The sequence below is a fragment of the Pseudomonas sp. SST3 genome, assembly GCF_003325755.1.
On record NZ_QORI02000032.1, the window covers coordinates 17000 to 34464 of the forward strand.

Annotated in this window: 13 protein-coding genes; all 13 read right to left on the reverse strand. The window is 60.5% G+C overall.

Features of this window, described 5'->3' with window-relative positions; all coding sequences use genetic code 11:
* Position 1: 1 nt before the first annotated feature.
* The gene (locus DQ405_RS21305; protein WP_168426033.1) at positions 2-745 is read right to left on the reverse strand and encodes a hypothetical protein; all 744 of its coding nucleotides are present in this window, start codon (positions 743-745) and stop codon (positions 2-4) included.
* On the reverse strand, positions 742-1593 hold the full coding sequence (locus tag DQ405_RS21310; RefSeq protein ID WP_168426034.1) for a DUF4123 domain-containing protein: 852 nt from the start codon (positions 1591-1593) through the stop codon (positions 742-744). Before DQ405_RS21310 ends, DQ405_RS21305 begins: the two co-directional genes overlap by 4 nt.
* Entirely contained in the window at positions 1590-3662 is a 2073-nt protein-coding gene (locus tag DQ405_RS21315) for a type VI secretion system Vgr family protein (RefSeq protein WP_168426035.1), read from the reverse strand. The genes DQ405_RS21310 and DQ405_RS21315 overlap by 4 nt, the downstream gene beginning before the upstream one ends.
* 15 nt (positions 3663-3677) lie before the next feature.
* The gene (locus DQ405_RS21320; RefSeq protein ID WP_168426036.1) at positions 3678-5180 is read right to left on the reverse strand and encodes a sigma-54 interaction domain-containing protein; all 1503 of its coding nucleotides are present in this window, start codon (positions 5178-5180) and stop codon (positions 3678-3680) included.
* A gap of 10 nt (positions 5181-5190) precedes the next feature.
* On the reverse strand, positions 5191-7791 hold the full coding sequence (gene tssH / locus DQ405_RS21325) for a type VI secretion system ATPase TssH (RefSeq protein WP_168426037.1): 2601 nt from the start codon (positions 7789-7791) through the stop codon (positions 5191-5193).
* A gap of 10 nt (positions 7792-7801) precedes the next feature.
* The gene (gene tssG, locus DQ405_RS21330; RefSeq protein ID WP_168426038.1) at positions 7802-8809 is read right to left on the reverse strand and encodes a type VI secretion system baseplate subunit TssG; all 1008 of its coding nucleotides are present in this window, start codon (positions 8807-8809) and stop codon (positions 7802-7804) included.
* Entirely contained in the window at positions 8773-10563 is a 1791-nt protein-coding gene (tssF, locus tag DQ405_RS21335; protein ID WP_168426039.1) for a type VI secretion system baseplate subunit TssF, read from the reverse strand. Before tssF ends, tssG begins: the two co-directional genes overlap by 37 nt.
* Before the next feature lie 27 nt (positions 10564-10590).
* Entirely contained in the window at positions 10591-10977 is a 387-nt protein-coding gene (locus DQ405_RS21340) for a hypothetical protein (RefSeq protein WP_025240325.1), read from the reverse strand.
* Positions 10970-12502, reverse strand: a complete 1533-nt coding sequence (locus DQ405_RS21345; RefSeq protein ID WP_168426040.1) for a PAAR domain-containing protein — start codon at positions 12500-12502, stop codon at positions 10970-10972. Before DQ405_RS21345 ends, DQ405_RS21340 begins: the two co-directional genes overlap by 8 nt.
* A gap of 10 nt (positions 12503-12512) precedes the next feature.
* The gene (tssE, locus tag DQ405_RS21350; protein WP_168426041.1) at positions 12513-12917 is read right to left on the reverse strand and encodes a type VI secretion system baseplate subunit TssE; all 405 of its coding nucleotides are present in this window, start codon (positions 12915-12917) and stop codon (positions 12513-12515) included.
* Positions 12918-13099: 182 nt separating this feature from the next.
* Positions 13100-14578 carry a type VI secretion system contractile sheath large subunit gene (gene tssC / locus DQ405_RS21355; protein WP_168426042.1) on the reverse strand — a complete coding sequence of 493 codons (1479 nt, stop codon included), beginning with the start codon at positions 14576-14578 and terminating at the stop codon, positions 13100-13102.
* Positions 14579-14604: 26 nt separating this feature from the next.
* A complete protein-coding gene (gene tssB, locus DQ405_RS21360) occupies positions 14605-15111 on the reverse strand; it encodes a type VI secretion system contractile sheath small subunit (RefSeq protein WP_168426043.1) in 507 nt (168 codons plus the stop codon).
* Between the two features lie 33 nt (positions 15112-15144).
* Entirely contained in the window at positions 15145-16707 is a 1563-nt protein-coding gene (gene tssA / locus DQ405_RS21365) for a type VI secretion system protein TssA (protein WP_168426044.1), read from the reverse strand.
* Positions 16708-17465 lie beyond the last annotated feature (758 nt).

Genomic DNA, 17465 nt, shown 5'->3' on the forward strand with positions numbered 1-17465 from the left:
GTTACTCCGTGCAATTTGGGTAGACGGTGCATTCCTGAGTTTCATTTCTGTACGTTTTAAACACTGGAGGATCCTGACACTGCTGCCAACCCTCCTTCGGTAAACACGGCTTCCAGCCTTCAGGGAATCTAACCCATGTGTTGTCGCGGTATGGTTCTTCCTCCGCTCTAACCTGAAACGAAAGTCGCACTCTCTTGCCCGGTAGCGTTGTGCCGATTAGATGGGCTCCAGCACCTTTACAGCTGAGTAGTTTGCTTATCTCGCCTTCCCGAGACTTCGCCTTGCTGATTTGAAATAACCACAAGCATTCCGCTGTCTTGGATAAAGTCCCGTCTGCTTGAAATACCGGAGCACCCTCGGGTAGCTGGTCAACGATGGTCAATCCGCCATTGTCATAGGTTCGCTGCCAGTCCTTGTCGCCGTATCGAGCACTGATGAACAGCCCGACCCTGGCGAGCTGCATCTCGCACATACCGTCGCGGTAGTTCACCGGAATGCGGAAGTTATATTCGTGGGGGGCGCTCTTGAAATTCGTCTCGAAGGTTTTCGTCTGGCTCCGGCCGTCGCAGTTTCCCGCCGCGCCGTAGTGAGCCTGAGCTTTAAGGGCAAAATCAGCGGGCAGCTGACCTTCGAGCCTAAAGGGCTCAGCGCCTAGCGAGCCCACTGTGTTGCAAGCATTAAGGGCAAGAGCTAGCAGCGCTGGACACACAAAGGCGCCGGTGCAGGATTTCTTGGTCGAATTCATAAGAGAGGTTTCCGTGCATTGGTGCTCGAAAGCGCCGTGCTGACCCGGGCGAAATGGGCTTCTGTCGTTTCACGCTCGGCCGGCACCCATGCCGGGTGCCCCGCAAGTGCAGGGTCGAGTTGGTGGTACAACAAGAAATGCAGCTGGTCTTCTGAATGCCAATTCCAGCGTCTGGCCTTTTCGAGTTGATGATCCAGCCAGTCCGTTAGCAGGCGAGTCTCGGCCAGATCCGCGGTGGCCTTTGAATGGTTCTGCCACAGCCAGAGCTCAAGATTGTGTCGCTTGATATGGTGCTGCACGGTTTCCGGTTCGGCTATCGCCACCCATGGTGTGTCGAACGGTGCAGGGTACTGGTTAGGCCGCGGATTATCGAAGCGCTGCCAGCATTGGCCATCCCAACACAGCGCGCTGCTTAGAGGGCCGAGCAAAAGTGGGCGCTGGGATTCATCCATCATGCGTAGATGGTGCGCAATGACGTGGCTGTCCTGAAAGCGGTAAAGCGAGCGCTGCCCCTGTTCTTCGATCAGCATCCGGTCTCGCCAATGCTGGGTTAAGAGGGCCAGGTCGAAATTCTCAGCGCTTGCAAGCCAACCCCAGTTCTGTTCGGGAAAGTCGAGCAGCGACTGTATCTGCGCTGGATTCGATTCGCTTAACACCACCAGCCAGGGCCCGACTTCCGCCATCTCCGCAACGACGGTGTTCTGATAAAGATTGACGTAGTGCTGCATCAGGTCAGACGCAAACAGCCCCTGGATCGGGTTGGGCTCTGCCAAACTGTCCAAAATGAGCAGTAGCTGCCGCTGCTCAGCCTGTTGCTCGTCGAACCAATCATGGACTGAATCGTTCATCGAGAAGCTTCCACTTGGCACAATCCATCCCTACATGCTTCGCAAATCGGGCAGCGACTTGCCCCGATCTGCCTGGCCTTGCGGGCCATTTGCAGCTGGGTATTAGCCAACGCCAGTTTTGGCTTCGCACCGGCCTTGTCATTGTCGGCTGCCCAAGGAATCACCGGAGCCAGAATGCTCAGCCCTGAACCTTTGCCAGGTGCCCCACCGGAATTCATCTTGATGGTCGCGCCATTAAGGGTAACGCCGCTCGGATCCAGCTTGAGGAAACTGCCGCCTCCTGACGCGGTGAGCTCCATGCCGGCGTCGATAACGACTTTGCTGCCGGCGTAGTAGTGGATTTCGTTGCCCGCCTCGACGAATTGCCCGGTGCCAATCTTCACGTGCTGGGTATTGCCAACAGTGAGGTGGTCGTTGGTGCGGACCTCCGTCTTGCGATCGGCATGGGTGGTGCGGTGTTCCTCCGCCTTGAGCTCGCTGTAGCTGTTGCCTTCCACCGTGTCGTGGCGCTCGTGGCCGACGCGGATCTTCTGATCGTGCTCGATATTCTCGTCCCAGTCGCGCTGGGCGTGGACGTAGATCTGCTCGGCGCCCTTACGGTCTTCGATGCGCAGTTCGTTGTAGCCGTCGCCGCCCGGTGAGCTCAGTGTTTTGAAGACGCTGCGGGTTTTGTTCGCTGGCAGGTCGTAGGGGACGACATGCTCCTTGTGGTAAAGGCAGCCGGTGACCAGTGGCTGATCAGGGTCGCCTTCGAGGAAGGTCACCAGCACTTCCATCCCAACGCGGGGGATAGCGATGCCGCCGTAACGATTCCCCGCCCAGCTTGAGCTGACGCGCAGCCAGCAGCTGGTCTTGTCGTCTGCCTGGCCCTGGCGGTCCCAGTGGAACTGGACCTTTACGCGGCCGTACTCGTCGCAGTGGATTTCTTCACCGGCAGGGCCTGTGACGACGGCGGTCTGGCTGCCGAGCAACTTGGGCTTGGGATGCGTCAGCGCCGGGCGAAAGGGGATGTCCCAGGGCGTGGCGGTGAAGTGGTTGCGGTAGCCCTGTGTGAAATCCGTGCCGTTCGCCGGTTGCGAGACTGACTCTTCCAGCACCTGCGGCTGTTTACCTTCGTGGAAAATTTCGTTGAGTAGCCAGAGCTGGTTCCAGTCGCCGCGTGGGTGCTCGCTTAGGGCGAGGAAGTGCCCTGTGACCAGCCGGGGCTGATCGCTTTCGCCGTGGGCCAGTTCATAGTCGCGGCGGTGGCGTTCCAGGGCGCGTTGCGACAGGTGCTTGCCACGTGCGCGTTCGGTGAATCGGCCAGGGTAGTCGTAGTCTTCCAGGTCTGGCTGGAACTCGCTCTGGAAGGTGCCTTCCATTGTCAGGCGCGGTTTCTCGAAGTCGTAGTCGCGGCGGGTAACGCGGCTGGTGCGGGTTTCCATGCGCAGGCCGAAACGCTTGATCACCGGCCTGTCAGCGACCAGACCGGAATCCTGCTGATAAACGACCGGCGCGAGCTTGGGAAACCCCGTCTGGTCGTCGCCGAAGACCAGCACATGGCCCGAGGCGCTGTGCTGGAAGTGGTAGTGAATGCCTTCTTCCTCACACAGGCGCTGAACGAAATGCAGGTCGGTCTCGTCGTGCTGCACGCAATAGTCGCGCTCGGGGTACACCGAACCGAGCCCGAAGCGAAAGGCATTGGCCTGGATGCCATGCTCTTCGAGCACCTGGGCGATGATCTTCTCCACCGTGAGGTGCTGAAAGATGCGCTGGTTAGTGCGATGTGCCAGATAGGCTAGCTGCGGGCGCAGGGTGATCTGATAGCGCGTCAGACGCTTGCCGGAGTCGCCCTGGGCGACGCGGTAGATCAGGCCATGGATGCCGTTACCGGCCGGCGAGAGCGCCAGAAAGGCCGGCTGGTGCAGCAGGCTTTCCAGGTCGAGATCGGGGCGTTCGCTGACCAGTTCAAGATCGAAGGCGAAGGGTTGTGAGAGCGCCTCACGGCCTTTGAATTCGAGCACCTGTAGGTCATGGTCGGCGCCTTCGATAGCGAGGCTGAAATGGATGTTGTTGGCCGGGTTGAACATGTCTTCGGTCCATCCTTAGAGGTCTGCGGGGCTGATGCTCAGCCGATCCATGCGATAGAGCAGCGTACGGCGAGGCAATCCCAGTTCTCGCGCCGCCTGGCTCTGATTGCCGCCATTCTTGCGCAGGCAGTCGATCAGCAGGTTGCGTTCGACCCGATCGAGTCGCTCGCGGAGATTCATCGTGCTGTCGAGTTCGTCGTCGAGCCTGTGCAGGTTGAAATGCGCCGGCAGCAATTCACCGGATTCGCACAGCAACACGGCACGTTCGACCAACCCCTTCAGTTCCCGCACGTTGCCCGGGAAGCCATAGCTGGCGAGCTGTTCCAGTGCGGCATCGGACCAGCGCACGGCATCGCGTTGCAGGAAGCCACAGGCGTGTTCAGCGAAATGCCGGGCCAAGCGCAGGATGTCCTGATCGCGCTCGCGTAGGGGCGGCAGCTCGATCGGGAAAATGGAAAGCCGGTAGTACAGATCTTCACGAAATCGACCTTCCTCGACGCGCTTGCGCAGATCTTGATGAGTGGCGACGACAATCCGGACATCGACCTGGTGCGTGCGGGTACTGCCCAGTGGCCGCACCTCGCCTTCTTGCAGGACGCGTAGCAGCTTGGCCTGCAAGGTCAGCGGCATGTCGCCGATCTCGTCGAGAAACAGCGTACCGCCGTTGGCCGCATCGAACAGACCTTCGTGGTCGCGCTCGGCGCCGGTAAAAGCGCCCTTGCGGTAGCCGAACAGCTCGCTTTCCAGCAGATGTTCTGGCAGTGCCGCGCAGTTCTGCACGATGAACGCCTGGCTGCGCCGCGAGCCGCACTCGTGAATTGCGCGGGCAACAAGCTCCTTGCCGGTGCCGGTTTCACCCGTCAGCAGGACACTCACCGGGTTGTGCAGGACTTTGCCGATCAGCCCATAGACCATCCGCATACGAGTGCTGTCGCCAATCAGCCCGTACCCGCTTGCGCAAGGGCGCGGTGGGGCGCTTTCCGCTGTTGCAGGCTGCGCTGCGCCGCGCAGTTTGTTGAGCAGGTGGGCCTGGCCGAGGGCGAAACGGCCAAGGTTGCTCAAGGTTGCGGCTGCGGTGGCCAGATCCTGACTGGCTGTACTGGCCGCTACCATCAGTCCGACCGCATGACCTTCTGCATCCTCCAGCGGCAGGCACAGCAGGCTGCGCCAGGGCCGCGGCGACTCGGGAAGGAAGCCGGTCTGATGCAGGCTGGCGTCCAGTGAGACAATGCTCAGCTGGCGATTCTGGCTGAGGCAGTACTGCAGCAGCTGTTCGTCCCGGTAGTCGCTGGGCAGGCTCGCCGTCTCGTGCCGCCGCGAGCCATCGAACCACTCGGCCGATAAGGTCAGACGTGTGTGGGTCGCATCCAGCAGGTAAAGCTGGGCGAGCGGGCAGCTAGCCAGTTGCGCCGCCATCTGTATCAGCCCGTCCAACCAGCCGCTTGTATCAGTCGTCCAGGCTAAATCGGCGAAGCGATCCAGTAACGCGCTGGCAAACGAGGAATGCTCGGTAAGCATTGACGGGACCTTAAGCGAACTCACAAACCACCGCCCCATTGCCGTCGAGGGTTGCGTGCACACGTTGCAATGTCTTGCCACCCGCCATGGCGCCTAGCAGGCGATCGACGACCTGCGGCTGCAAGTGCTGGTCGATCAGATGGTCGATCAGACGCGCACCGCTGTCGCTGTGAGTGCAGCGCTCGGCCAGGTTCTCGACCAGCGCTTCGCAGTGGCTGAATTGCAACTGACGCCGCGCTAGGCGCTCGCCGAAGCGCGACAGTTTGAGCGCCACCAGTTCGTTGAGCACTTCCCCCTGGATCGGGTAATAAGGCACCACACGCATGCGCGCGAGCAGTGCGGGTTTGAAGTGCTGAGTCAGCGCCGGGCGGATGGCCAGCTCCAAATCCTCGGTTGCCGGGCGCTGGCCGCCCTGGCAGAGGCTGGCGATACGGTCGCTGGCGAGATTACTGGTCATTAGGATCAGGGTGTTGCGGAAGTTGATCTCGCGCCCCTCGCCGTCATTGGCCACACCCTTGTCGAAGATCTGATAGAAGACGTTCATCACGTCCGGATCGGCCTTTTCGACTTCATCGAGGAGCACCACCGAGTACGGCTTCTGCCGAACGGCCTCGGTCAGCATGCCGCCCTCGCCGTAACCTACGTAGCCCGGTGGTGCGCCGATCAGGCGGGACACGGTGTGTTTTTCCTGGAACTCGGACATGTTGATGGTGGTGAGGAAACGCTCGCCGCCATAGAGCAGATCCGCCAGGGCCAGCGCGGTTTCGGTCTTGCCAACGCCGCTTGGGCCGACCAGTAGGAAAACGCCAACAGGCGCATCGGGCTTGTTCAGCCCGGCCGCGGTGGCGCGCATCGAGCGGTCGAGCGCATCGATCGCTTGCTCCTGGCCCTGTACTCGCTGGCGAAGATCGCTCGCGAAGCTGAGCACCTTGCTGTTGTGTTCACGGGCGAGCTGAGAGAGTGGCACGCCGGTCCAGTGGCTGATCACTTCCGCCACCAGACGAGGGCAGACCTCGAAACTCACCAGCCGCTCGGCCGCTTGGGCGCTGGCGAGCTCGACCTGAAGATCACGCAGTTCGGCTTCAAGCTGCTCGAGGTCCGGGTGCGCTTCATTCTCGGATTGGGCAGACGGGGCCAGGCGCGCGGCAGCGCATTGCTTGCGAAGCTCCAGCAGGCGTTCGGCCAGTGTGCGTTGCGTAGACCAGCGTGTTTCCAGCTGCTCCAGTTCAGCGCGAGCAGCCGCCAGGCAGGTCTCGAGCGCATCCAGTATTTCGGTGTCAATGTGCAGGCCTGCGGCGAGGTCGCGGCGCAGCGCGACTCCCTGGCGCTCGCCCTCGGCGATTTCACCGCGCAGGCGTTCCAGCGCTTCAGGGGCCGCGGCGAGACTGATGCGCACTCGAGCACAGGCCGTGTCGAGTACGTCCACAGCCTTGTCCGGTAGCTGGCGCCCGGCGAGGTAGCGGGCTGACAACTCGGCAGCGGCCACGACGGCGTCGTCGCGCAGGTAGATGCCGTGGCTCTTTTCGTACACCGGCGCGAGGCCGCGCAGGATGGTTACCGCTTCGTCGACGGTGGGCTCGAGCAGTTGGACCGGTTGAAAACGGCGGGCGAGGGCAGGGTCCTTCTCGAAGTACTTTTTGTATTCGCTCCAGGTGGTGGCGGCGATGGTGCGCAATTCGCCACGCGCCAGCGCCGGCTTGAGCAGGTTGGCGGCGTCGCCACTGCCAGCCTGGCCGCCGGCGCCGATCAGAGTGTGGGCTTCATCGATGAACAGGATAATCGGCTTGGGTGAGGCTTTGACTTCGTCGATCACGCCCTGCAAGCGACGTTCGAACTCCCCTTTGACGCTGGCGCCGGCCTGCAGCAAACCGAGGTCCAGGCACAGCAGCTCGACGCCCTTGAGCGCTTCGGGCACTTCGCCAGTGGCGATGCGCAGGGCAAGGCCTTCGACGATGGCAGTCTTGCCCACGCCGGCTTCGCCAACCACGATCGGGTTGCTTTTGCGACGGCGCGCGAGGATGTCGATCATCTGGCGGATGGCAGCGTCGCGGCATAGCACCGGGTCGAGTTTGCCGTCCCGGGCCTGCTGAGTGAAGTTGTGCGTGAAGCGCGACAGGTTGGACTCGCCTGCTGGCGTTGCCTTGCCCGGTGCGGAAACTGGCTGCTGGGCCAGCGCGAACTCGCGCAGGCGTTCGGCGTTCAGACGAGCCAGCAGCGGCTGGTAATGGCTACCGGCGTAGCGCATCGGGTTGCGCAACAGCGCCAGGATCAGTGCGGCCTGGTCGATCTGGCTCTGACCGAGTTCGAGGTTGCCTACCAGCAAGGCATCCTGCAGCCATTGCACCAGTTCGGCGGAGAACACCGGATTGCGTGATTCGCTGTGCTCGCCGCGGGGCTGCAGCGCCTGGGCGAGGGCTCCCGCGTCGACATCGGCGTCCTGCAGGGCTCGCATAAGCAAGCCTTCGGGCCGCTCCAGCAGGCCCAGCAGCAGGTCTTCGACGAGGATCTTGCTGCCGCCACGCACCACACAGCGCTCGGCTGCAGCTTCGAGGTCGCGCTTGGTCTCGGCATCGAGTGCCTGGACCAGTTGTTGTAGGTCTACGTTGATCATTTCATCGTCCTTAATGAGTCTGGCTGCCCAGGGTGACCATGCCGTCGGCGCGTTCGCTACCGAGCCAACTGGTCCAGCCGAGGCGGCAGGGGTTTTCGGCGCCGATGCGCATTTCGCGGATTTCGTCGCGACGCAGCTCCAGGCGAATGTCGTAGTCGAGTGGATCGCGCAGGGTGAAGCGCACCAGGGCGCACAGCGGCTGGTAGCCGTTGCCCACGGGCAGGAATTCGTGGAATCGGTCCCAGCTCAGCTGGCGGATGTGGATACGGAATTTGCCGCCGCGATCGCGTACCCGTTCGCCGAGTACCAGGCTCTCGCCGAGTTGGCTGTTGGCGCGGCCGAGACGATTCTGTTGCTCAGCGAGAATTTCGACCTGACGCTCCAGACACTGCTCGATGCGCAAGTCGGCGTGTTTGAAGTAGTAGCGCAGCACCGATTCGATCAAGGCGGCCGAGTGCGCGCGCAGGCTTAGCAGGCCCAGATACGGAAGCAGGCGCTTCCAGTTGAGCTCTGAAGCGGCGCGGATTTGTTCGCCTTCGAGCCCGATCAGGGCAAACAGCTGCTCGGAGAGCGGATCGCGTGCGCCACTGGTGAAGCGGGCTCGGTAGCGGTATTTCTGCCAGATCGGCAGCATCAGGCGCTGCAGGCGGTTGTTGAACAGGTCGAGAAACTCACGCGTCGGATTCCCCTCGGCGCTGTCGCCAAGGGCCTGCTCGCCGTAGAAGGCGGGTAGGGGCGATCCGGCACCAAACAGGCTGATCAAGTTGATGCGCAGCCGCGCACGCAGCTCGCCGTGTTCCTGGAAGAACTCGACGCGATCAACGTCGCTGCCGGGAAAGCCCAGGCTCGGGTTGGCCTGAAACTCGAGATGCTCATAGAGCGACTCTTCATCCAGTTCAGGATGCGCGGCTTTGAGACGGTCCATCACCAGTAGCACACCCTGGAACAGGCTGTACTCGCGGATGCCCCGGCTGATCCGGTTCAAAGCAGCGGCTGCTGCCCCATACGTGGCGTCCATTGGTACATCTCTCCCTGTGTGCTCTTGACGCGCAGCTCGTGATACGAGTTGAGGCTTGCGTACAGCGCAAAGAATTCATTGAGTACCGAAGCAAAGAGGAACAGATCCCCCTCGCCCAGATAACCCTCGGGGTCCATCACCAGCTCCGTACGGACGCCGCGCACCGGCAAGCCCCGGTGCAGGCGGTCGACGTGCTGGTGCCCGATCTGCTTTAGGCCGCCGAGCAGTCGCTTGCTGACCTTCTCGGCGTGCTGGTCGTAGTAGCGCGGCAGGTCATAGGTTTCGAGGATCACCTTGAGCGCCTCGACATTGGCCAGCGACAGGTAGTTGAGCGACATGTTGCTGATCAACTTCCAAAGGAAGTCGCGGTGCAGCGGCGGCGCGTAGCTCGGCGTCACGGCGCTGATGTTGCGAAAGGTCAGGAACTCCGGCGTGTCTTCGCTGGGCAGACAGATATCGCCCAGGCGCAGCTGGCGCGGCAGGTTCTGGTTGGTACAGGTCAGCTCGATGGACAGCGTCTCGTGCTGGTCGAGGTTGCGCAGGCCAAAGCTGAGGTAAGTCTCAAGGCCGTCTCCAAGCATCGACGGTTGCTGGCGCACGCTGTAATGCGGGCGCGCAATGGGGACATCGAAGCTAGGGTCATGCTCGAAGGATTCGAACGGCACGTATTCTTCGTAGCCCATGCCGCCGGGCTTCCAACCGGTGACGCGATCGACCGAAAAGACGCCGCACTGGCTGCTGTCGAGCTCCGAAGGCATTAACAGATACTGGTCTTGCTTGCCGTCCAGGCGAATCGGGATGGCGTCGTGCTCGAACAAGTTGACCACCGGCGTGCAGTACAGGCGCACGTTATCCAGCGTCGGGCGGATGCGCTGCACGCCAGCCTTGTGAATGTCGAAGCGCAGCTCGAAGCCACGAGCCTGCTCCAGGACTTCTGGCGGCAGACGCTTGAGCGCGTCAAGACCCTGGAGGTCGACGAACAGGAATTTCTCCTGAAAGGCGAAGTACTCCTGCAGGTAGCGATAGCCCCGGAAGGTGTTGAGCGGGTAGGGGATGAGCGCCTGATCTTCGGCAAAGCCCACCGGCTGCAGCTTCGACTGATCGAGTTGCAGCGCCGGCAACGCCATACCGAAACCATCGGTGAACGGTTTGCCCTGAGCATCCAGCGCAACCAGTTGCACACCGTCGAGATGACGCAAAAGGCTTAGGTAAAGCATCTGGCTGATGTAGCGCTCGCCAGCCAGGTGCAGGCGCAGCTGCTTGAGGTTCAACTCGCCCAGATGCCCGTCGGCGGTCATCTTCAGACGCAGGCTCAGCAGTGCACCGCCGCCCTTGACCGAATAGTCCAGCCCGTCGAGCGCCAGCGGTAAAACCTCGGTGGCGTAGGCGGTGCGAAAGCGGCAGGTCACGCCCTGAATCGGCTTGGATTCGACCGGCGTGTTGCGCGGCACCATTAGCGCAGGGCCGGGCCGTTTGAGCGGATCGAATTGCAACATGCTAAACGCCGGCAGCGGGCGCATGTAGTTCGGCCACAATAGGTGCATCAAGGAATGCGTCAGCTCCGGCAGCTCGTCATCGAGCTTCTGGCGCAGCCGCCCGGTGAGAAAGGCGAAGCCTTCGAGCAGCCGCTCAACATCCGGATCGCGCCCGGCCTGACCGAGAAACGGCGCCAGCGCCGGGCTACGCTCGGCAAAGCGTTTGCCGAGTTGGCGCAGGGCGGTGAGCTCGCTCTGGTAGTAATGGTTAAAAGACATTCGAAGCGCTCTTCCTTGGGCGTAGTGTCATGGACACAGGGCGGTGTCACGAATTTTCCAGGCGTGTATGGAGTTGCCTCTGCGTTCGTGATGCGAGCGTCCGAGCTGCGCAAGAAGCCCTGGTTTGTCGAGCGAAAGCGAATTGCCATTCGCGGTGATATCGAGGCGATAGGTATCAGGAACGCTATTTTCCAACTCATCATCGAAGGATATGTAGGACAGCACTTCGATGACTTCGCCAACTGCGACGCGCTTGTTCAATACGAACGGCTCTTTGGCGTTGGAATATTCATAAGCGGTGATATCGACGGGATAGCTGCAGAGATTTTCCAGGTCGGCGATAAACACCGTTTTCGATTGTGCTGTGCAACCTCCGAGAACGAACAGGGAAAGCAGGACGAGGTGCTTAGTCATCGAATTGCACCCGTGATAGCCAAAGCAGGCCTTTGACATCTTGTTCCGAGGCGACTGCGCGGTTCCAGTAATCCTGATAGCCTCGCGGGCCCCTCGGAGAATTTGAGTGATAGTGCATTACGTCTACTTCACCACTGCCCGGAACAGGGTGGTTAGCTACCGGGGATTGGGTTAGGACGGTAGAGGTTTCTTTGTGACTCCAGGAATACTCAGGAACCAGTCCGCCATCGCCGTACTCGTTGAGAATCAAGTGACCTACTTCGTGAGCGGCAGTGTGTTCGAAATCGCCATCTGCGAAGCCCGCAGGATAATTGGCGGCGCTCCAGAAACCCTGGTTGTGATAGATCTTCTTGAACATGGCAAAACTGGTTGAGCGACCAAAATCGGCGCTCAGTGAGGAAATCAGCGGGAAATTCTTGGCGCTTGGTTCGGTGTTCACATCAGCCACCACCTTAACCTTGTAAACACCTTTTGCCGTCTGGATAGGTGCGCCAACGCCTTGTGCGCGACTGCCGTCGCGCGACCAGTAACGTTCGATACCCGCCTTGGCCATGGCCTGCAACTCGGTGAAGGTTTTTGCCGTCAGGTTGTCGTCCTTTCCCGATACGCCTCCATCGGAAAAACTTGGCCGCAGGGTAATTTCAACCAACTGGGCCGAGCGATCGATTCGAGCATCGACCCACTCAATCTCTTCGGCGTCGTTGCTGAGCGCGAGTTCTTCGATCTGTTGCTGACCACCCTTTACTGCCGTCAAACGCACCTTCAGGTTGGGGCTCTTTAGCACCTTGGTATCGAGCACTCCAGTTTGGTTGTAACCGTCCCATTGCCAAAAATGCTCGCCAGCGGGCAGCAGTGTGGCGGTGTTGGGTTCTGCATATAACAGGGTGCTGCCATCGAGCACTTCAAGCGTCAGGCTATCCGGAGGTTGCTTGCGATTGGTCACCAGAAAATCGATGGTTTCGCTGTTCTCCGTTGAACCATCTTTCAATTCCTTGAAATCAGGAACTTGTAGAGGCGTCAGGATGCGATTACCGCCGCGTTTCAGACTGAGTCGGTAGTCCAGCTCTTCGGTTGTTGTCTCCGCCGCTTGCGCCGCTGGAACCAAGGCGCCGACCAAAGCCGTTGCCACCGCCGTTGCTGCTGTTGCCGTAGTCGAAGTTTCAGCCGAAGCCGAAGCTTTGGACGTCGCAGCTGCCGCTACTGCAGTCGCGGGCATGGCAGAAGGCGCGCTAAACGCCGCGCCGCCCCCGCTCGCCCCAATTATCACCGTCCCCGAACCCGCCACTACCGTATTGCCATGACTACCAACTGTGCCCACTGTGGTCGCCGGTTTGCCGTTGATCAGCACCGTTGGGATTACCGCGCTGGCCAGCGCACTGCCGCAGGACGTGGGGTCGCCCATGCGTGCGGCGGGCATGCCGTCGAATAGCACGTCAGGAGAACCGGCCGCGATCGGGTTGGTGCCGTGGCCCTTCTTCGGACAATCGGTGGGGTCGCCCAGTCGGGCTGCGGGTTTACCGGACATAAGGCTCTCCTTAGTGGACTTTCACTTGTCCGCTGCCGTCCAGGCTCGCGGAAAAACTTACTTGGCGCTTGAAACCGTCGACTTCCAGCAGACCTTCGATGGCGAAGGACAGGCTCAGTGGATCGTGGTCGCGGGGCAGGGATATCACCCGGACCTGGCTCAAGCGGGGCTCGTACGCTTCGATGAAGCGTTCGATGGAGATACGCGCCTGTTGCAGCGAGTCGTGCAGTGACAGGCGCATATCGTTCAAATCGGGCAACCCGTAGTCGGGCAACGTTTGCACGCTGCCCGCCCGGGTGCTGAGCATTTTGGCCAGATGGGCAGCCACCGAAGCCATTGCCGCGACTTCGCGACTCCAGCCGGCGCGCTTGTCGGCGTCACCGCCGAGGCGTTCGAAAAGGCTGCCGTAGGCCATATCAGGTTCTCCCCACGAGCAAAGCACGGAGGCAACGCTGCGCGTCCCTGCGGGTTGCGTCCTGAATTGGGCCATGCTGCGTTGCTCGCCCCTTGTTTGGATCTACCAAACCACGGGGCTCGCGCCTTGCCTGATGCAATTCAGAACGGCAATGCCGGTGTGTTTTGCTCATGGGTAGAACCTCATTCCTTGTCCAGCTTGCCAACCAGCGACAGAGTGAAATCGGCACCCATGTACTTGAAGTGCGGTCGCACGTTCAGGCTGACGCGGTACCAGCCCGGCTCGCCATCTACGTCGCTGACGACGACTTGCGCTGCGCGCAATGGACGACGGCTACGGACTTCGGAGCTTGGGTTCTCCTGGTCAGCCACGTACTGGCGAATCCACTTGTTCAGTTCCAGCTCCAGGTCGGTACGCTCTTTCCAAGCGCCGATCTGTTCGCGCTGCAGCACTTTGAGGTAATGCGCCAGACGGTTGACGATGAACAGGTAAGGCAGTTGGGTTCCGAGCTTGTAGTTCAGCTCAGCGTTCTTGCCTTCCTCGCTGTTGCCGAAGAACTTTGGCTTTTGTGCGGAGTTAGCTGAGAAGAATGCGGCGTTGTCGCTGCCTTTGCGCATGGTCAGGGCGATGAAGCCTTCTTCGGCCAGTTCGTATTCACGACGGTCGGAGACCAGCACTTCGGTCGGGATCTTGGTTTCGATCTCGCCCATGCTCTCGAAGTGGTGGAGCGGCAGGTCTTCGACTGCGCCACCGCTCTGCGGGCCGATGATGTTCGGGCACCAACGGAATTTGGCGAAGCTGTCGGTCAGACGGCTGGCGAAGGTGTATGCGGTGTTGCCCCACAGGTAATGCTCGTGGCTGTTGGCAACGTTTTCCTTGTACACGAAGGATTTGACCGGGTTGTCTTCCGGGTCGTAGGGGTTGCGCAGCAGGAAGCGTGGGACGGTCAGGCCGACGTAACGGGCGTCTTCCTGTTCGCGGAAACTCTGCCACTTGGCGAACTGAGGACCCTCGAAGTGATCTTTCAGGTCTTTGAGATCCGGCAGGCCGGTGAAGCTTTCCAGACCGAAGAATTTCGGGCCGGCCGCGGCGATGAACGGAGCGTGGGACATGCTGGCGACCGAGGCCACGTACTGCATGGTCTTGATGTCCGGCGCGCTCGGGTCGAAGAAGTAGTTGGCGATCAGGGCGCCGACCGGTTGGCCACCGAACTGGCCGTATTCAGCGGTGTAGATGTGCTTGTACAGACCGGACTGAACCACTTCCGGGCTGTCCTCGAAGTCGTCAAGCAGGTCCTGCTTGGACGCGTTGAGCACTTCGAGCTTGATGTTCTCGCGGAAGTTGGTGCGATCGACCAGTAGCTTGAGGCCGCGCCAGGAAGATTCCAGCGCCTGGAACTGCTGATGGTGGAGGATCTCGTCCATCTGACGGCTGAGCTTGGCGTCGATTTCCGCAATCATGCGGTCGACCATGGCCTTCTTGACCGGCTCGTGCTCGTTCTGTGGCTTGAGGAGTTCTTCGATGAAGGCCGATACGCCGCGCTTGGCGATGTCGTAGGCCTCGTCGTCGGGCGTCAGCTTGGTTTCGGCGATGATGCGGTCGAGGATGCCGAGTTCGGCGAGGTTGTTGCCGCTTTCGACGGCTGCTGCACTAGTGCTCATGGTGTTGGCTTTCCTTGTCGGGAGATTCAGGCGTCCAGTTGTTCTTTCGCGGCGAGGCCCAGTTCACCGAGTACGCGGTCACGCGAGTCGTCGTCGGCCAGTACGCTTTCGATCGCCTTGCGGAAGGCCGGGGCGTTGCCAAGCGGGCCTTTCAGCGCGACCAGCGCGTCGCGCAGCTCCATCAGCTTTTTCAGTTCCGGAACCTGCTCGACCAGGTTGGCCGGGTTGAAGTCCTTCATCGAATTGATGTTCAGCTGCACGGCCAGCTCTTCATCGGTGGGCTCGTCCTGCAGACGGTTCGGCACCGAGAAAGTGAGGTTCAGCTCCTGCTTGGCCAGGACTTCGTCGAAGCTGTTCTTGTCGATAGCGATCGGCTTGCGGTCCTCGATCTTGCGATCGTCGGCGCGCTGGGTGAAATCGCCGAGCACCATCAGCTTCAGTGGCAGTTCCAGCTCTTCCTGAGCGCCGCCAGTAGCAGGCTTGAAGGTGACATTGATGCGTTCTTTGGGGGCTACCGAGCCTTCTTTGGCCATGGGTCTTCTCCTTTGGGTTTACGGCCCGGGGGCCTAATCGAGTACCACTTCGAGATCGAGGTGGCACAGCCTGCGGTAAATCTCATCCTTGCTTTCACGCACGGCGTGGTTCTGCGGTAGCAGCTCACAGCAGCTATGCAGCAGACGCAGCACCTCGAGGGCGAGATCGGGTTCCCAGTCGCCCAGGCCTGTGGCCTGCAGTGTCTGATCGAGGGATTCGAGTTGGGTCTTTGCCAAATCGTATTTCTTGGCCTGAAAGCACAAGCGGGCCAAGGTGAGCTGCCAGAAAAAGCGCTCACGCCCGCCGCGGGCTTGGTTGAGGCCTATCTTGAGCTTCTGCACCGCGCTTTTGAGGCCGTCTTTGCGCAACTGTGGGAGCACGTCCTGCAGCGCCTCTTCCCAGACGGGGGTGGCGCCGCCGTGGTTGGCGGGCGATTCGCTTGAGGTCTGCGCCGGCTGCACATGAGGCATCACGCTGGCGCTGATCCAGGCGCGAGTTTCGGTGTCGGCGAATGGAGCACCGTCATGAAACCGCAATTCGTCGAGGCCCGGCATGCGCTGCAGGAACAGGGCGAGCTGAATCTCAACCTCGCGCATCGCCTGTTCGTCGCCTAGCTCGCTCAAGCATTCCCAGGTCAGACGCTGACCATCGAGCCAGAACGGCGCGCGGGCGATGCTGGCTTCTAGGTCGGCTAATAAGTCGGCGTATAGGCCCTGCGAGAAGCGCTCGCGATAGCCGGCGAGTTTGTCTGCCGGGATGCCGCGCAGTGCGGTGATCTGATCAGTGTTGCGCTCGGGGAGGCTGTCGATCGGAAGCCACAGCAGGGTGCGCGCCAGGCGTAGTGGCTTAAGGTCGGTGGCTTTTTGCTTTAGCCACCAGTTACACAACGGGCGGGCTTGGTCTTGAAGGCCGCGCAGACTCTTATGAGCGTCTTTCTCATGCTCGACCGGTGTGGTGGCCGTGAACACTTGTGCCGCTACCTGCTTGACCTGAGCTATAGCTGTGCCGACGGCCCCTGTCTGCGGTTGCGCGGCACCGGCTCGCTTGACCATTTCCTCAAGCCGACGGCATAGGGGTAGAAGAAGGGGCGCCTGTGTTCCTAGCTTCGACGCTAGGCAGCTTTCGAGGGTGCGCAGCTCGATCGCGATCTGCTCGAACAGTGGGAGTTGTTCGCCCATCGGGACGTGGTCCGCGAGCACCTGTTCCATGCGTGGTGCCAGCCAGCTGATCGCAGCAGCGCGAGTACGATCCTTGCGCGGGTGGATCTCTTCCCAATGCTCACGACAGAAGAAGCCGAGCATGGACAGGCCGGCATGCAACCCGAGAAACGAATCACACTGATACAGGCTCCAAGTCAGCCAAGCTGCAATACGTAGATCCTTTGTCTGGGTGCTTAGCAGGCTTTCGCTCCCGACCCGAACGAATTCCCAGTCAACGGAGCCGGCGGCGTGCAGCGACGCCGCCTTGCCAAGCTCCTGCTCTAATAGCTCGTATTCTGGAGCATAGCGAGCATCGTCGCCGGCGAAGCAGGTAGCTGTGATAGGGGCGTTTGCTACGGCCAATACATGGGCGGCCAGCTTGTTTGAAAACGTCATTCCATGACTCAACTGATGCCTGCGTCAGCGCTGCGCTTCGCAGGTGCGCTTCATGCGCAAGACTTACTACGTGCAATACCCGCACGTCATTGAGGTGCGAATCCTAGGCAGGATGGCTGAGGATGACTGTGAAGTGGTTCCGTCTAGGGCTAACGGAGCGACCCTACGAAGGGGGCATAAGCCAGGGATGTGCGGTAGTTAACTTGTTGAAACGCTTGCTAGGGAACCCGAGCGTAAAAAACCTGTCTCGCAACTCCGATTATGTAGAGCGAGCACTCGTTCGTTGAGGTTTCAATCTTCTATATATAGGTAGAGGAGGGGCAGGCTCAGCCAGGCGATAGAAAACCGTTGACGTACGATTCTGAGCACCTATAATGCGCACCTTCTCCGGCGCGGGCCTTTGGCGAAACCTCTTGTAAATCAAGAAGTTAGCGAAATAAAAGGCTTGCGCGGAGGGCGGATTCGAGTAGAATGCGCCGGGCTAACAGGGTGGTGGTTTTGCGCTGTTGGTGGCTCTGGTCAGGTTGATCGGAAGCGGTTGCAAGAGGTGGTTGACAGCGGTTTTGTACGCTGTATGATTCGCCTCCCGCTGACGAGAGACGCTAGGTTGATCGGAAGCGCAAGCGGTTGAGAAGAAAGAAAAACTTCTTCAAAAAACAGCTTGACGAGACACAAGGCTGCTGTAGAATGCGCGGCCTCGGTTGAGACGAAAGACTTGATCGAAACGCTCTTTAACAACTGAATCAAGCAATTCGTGT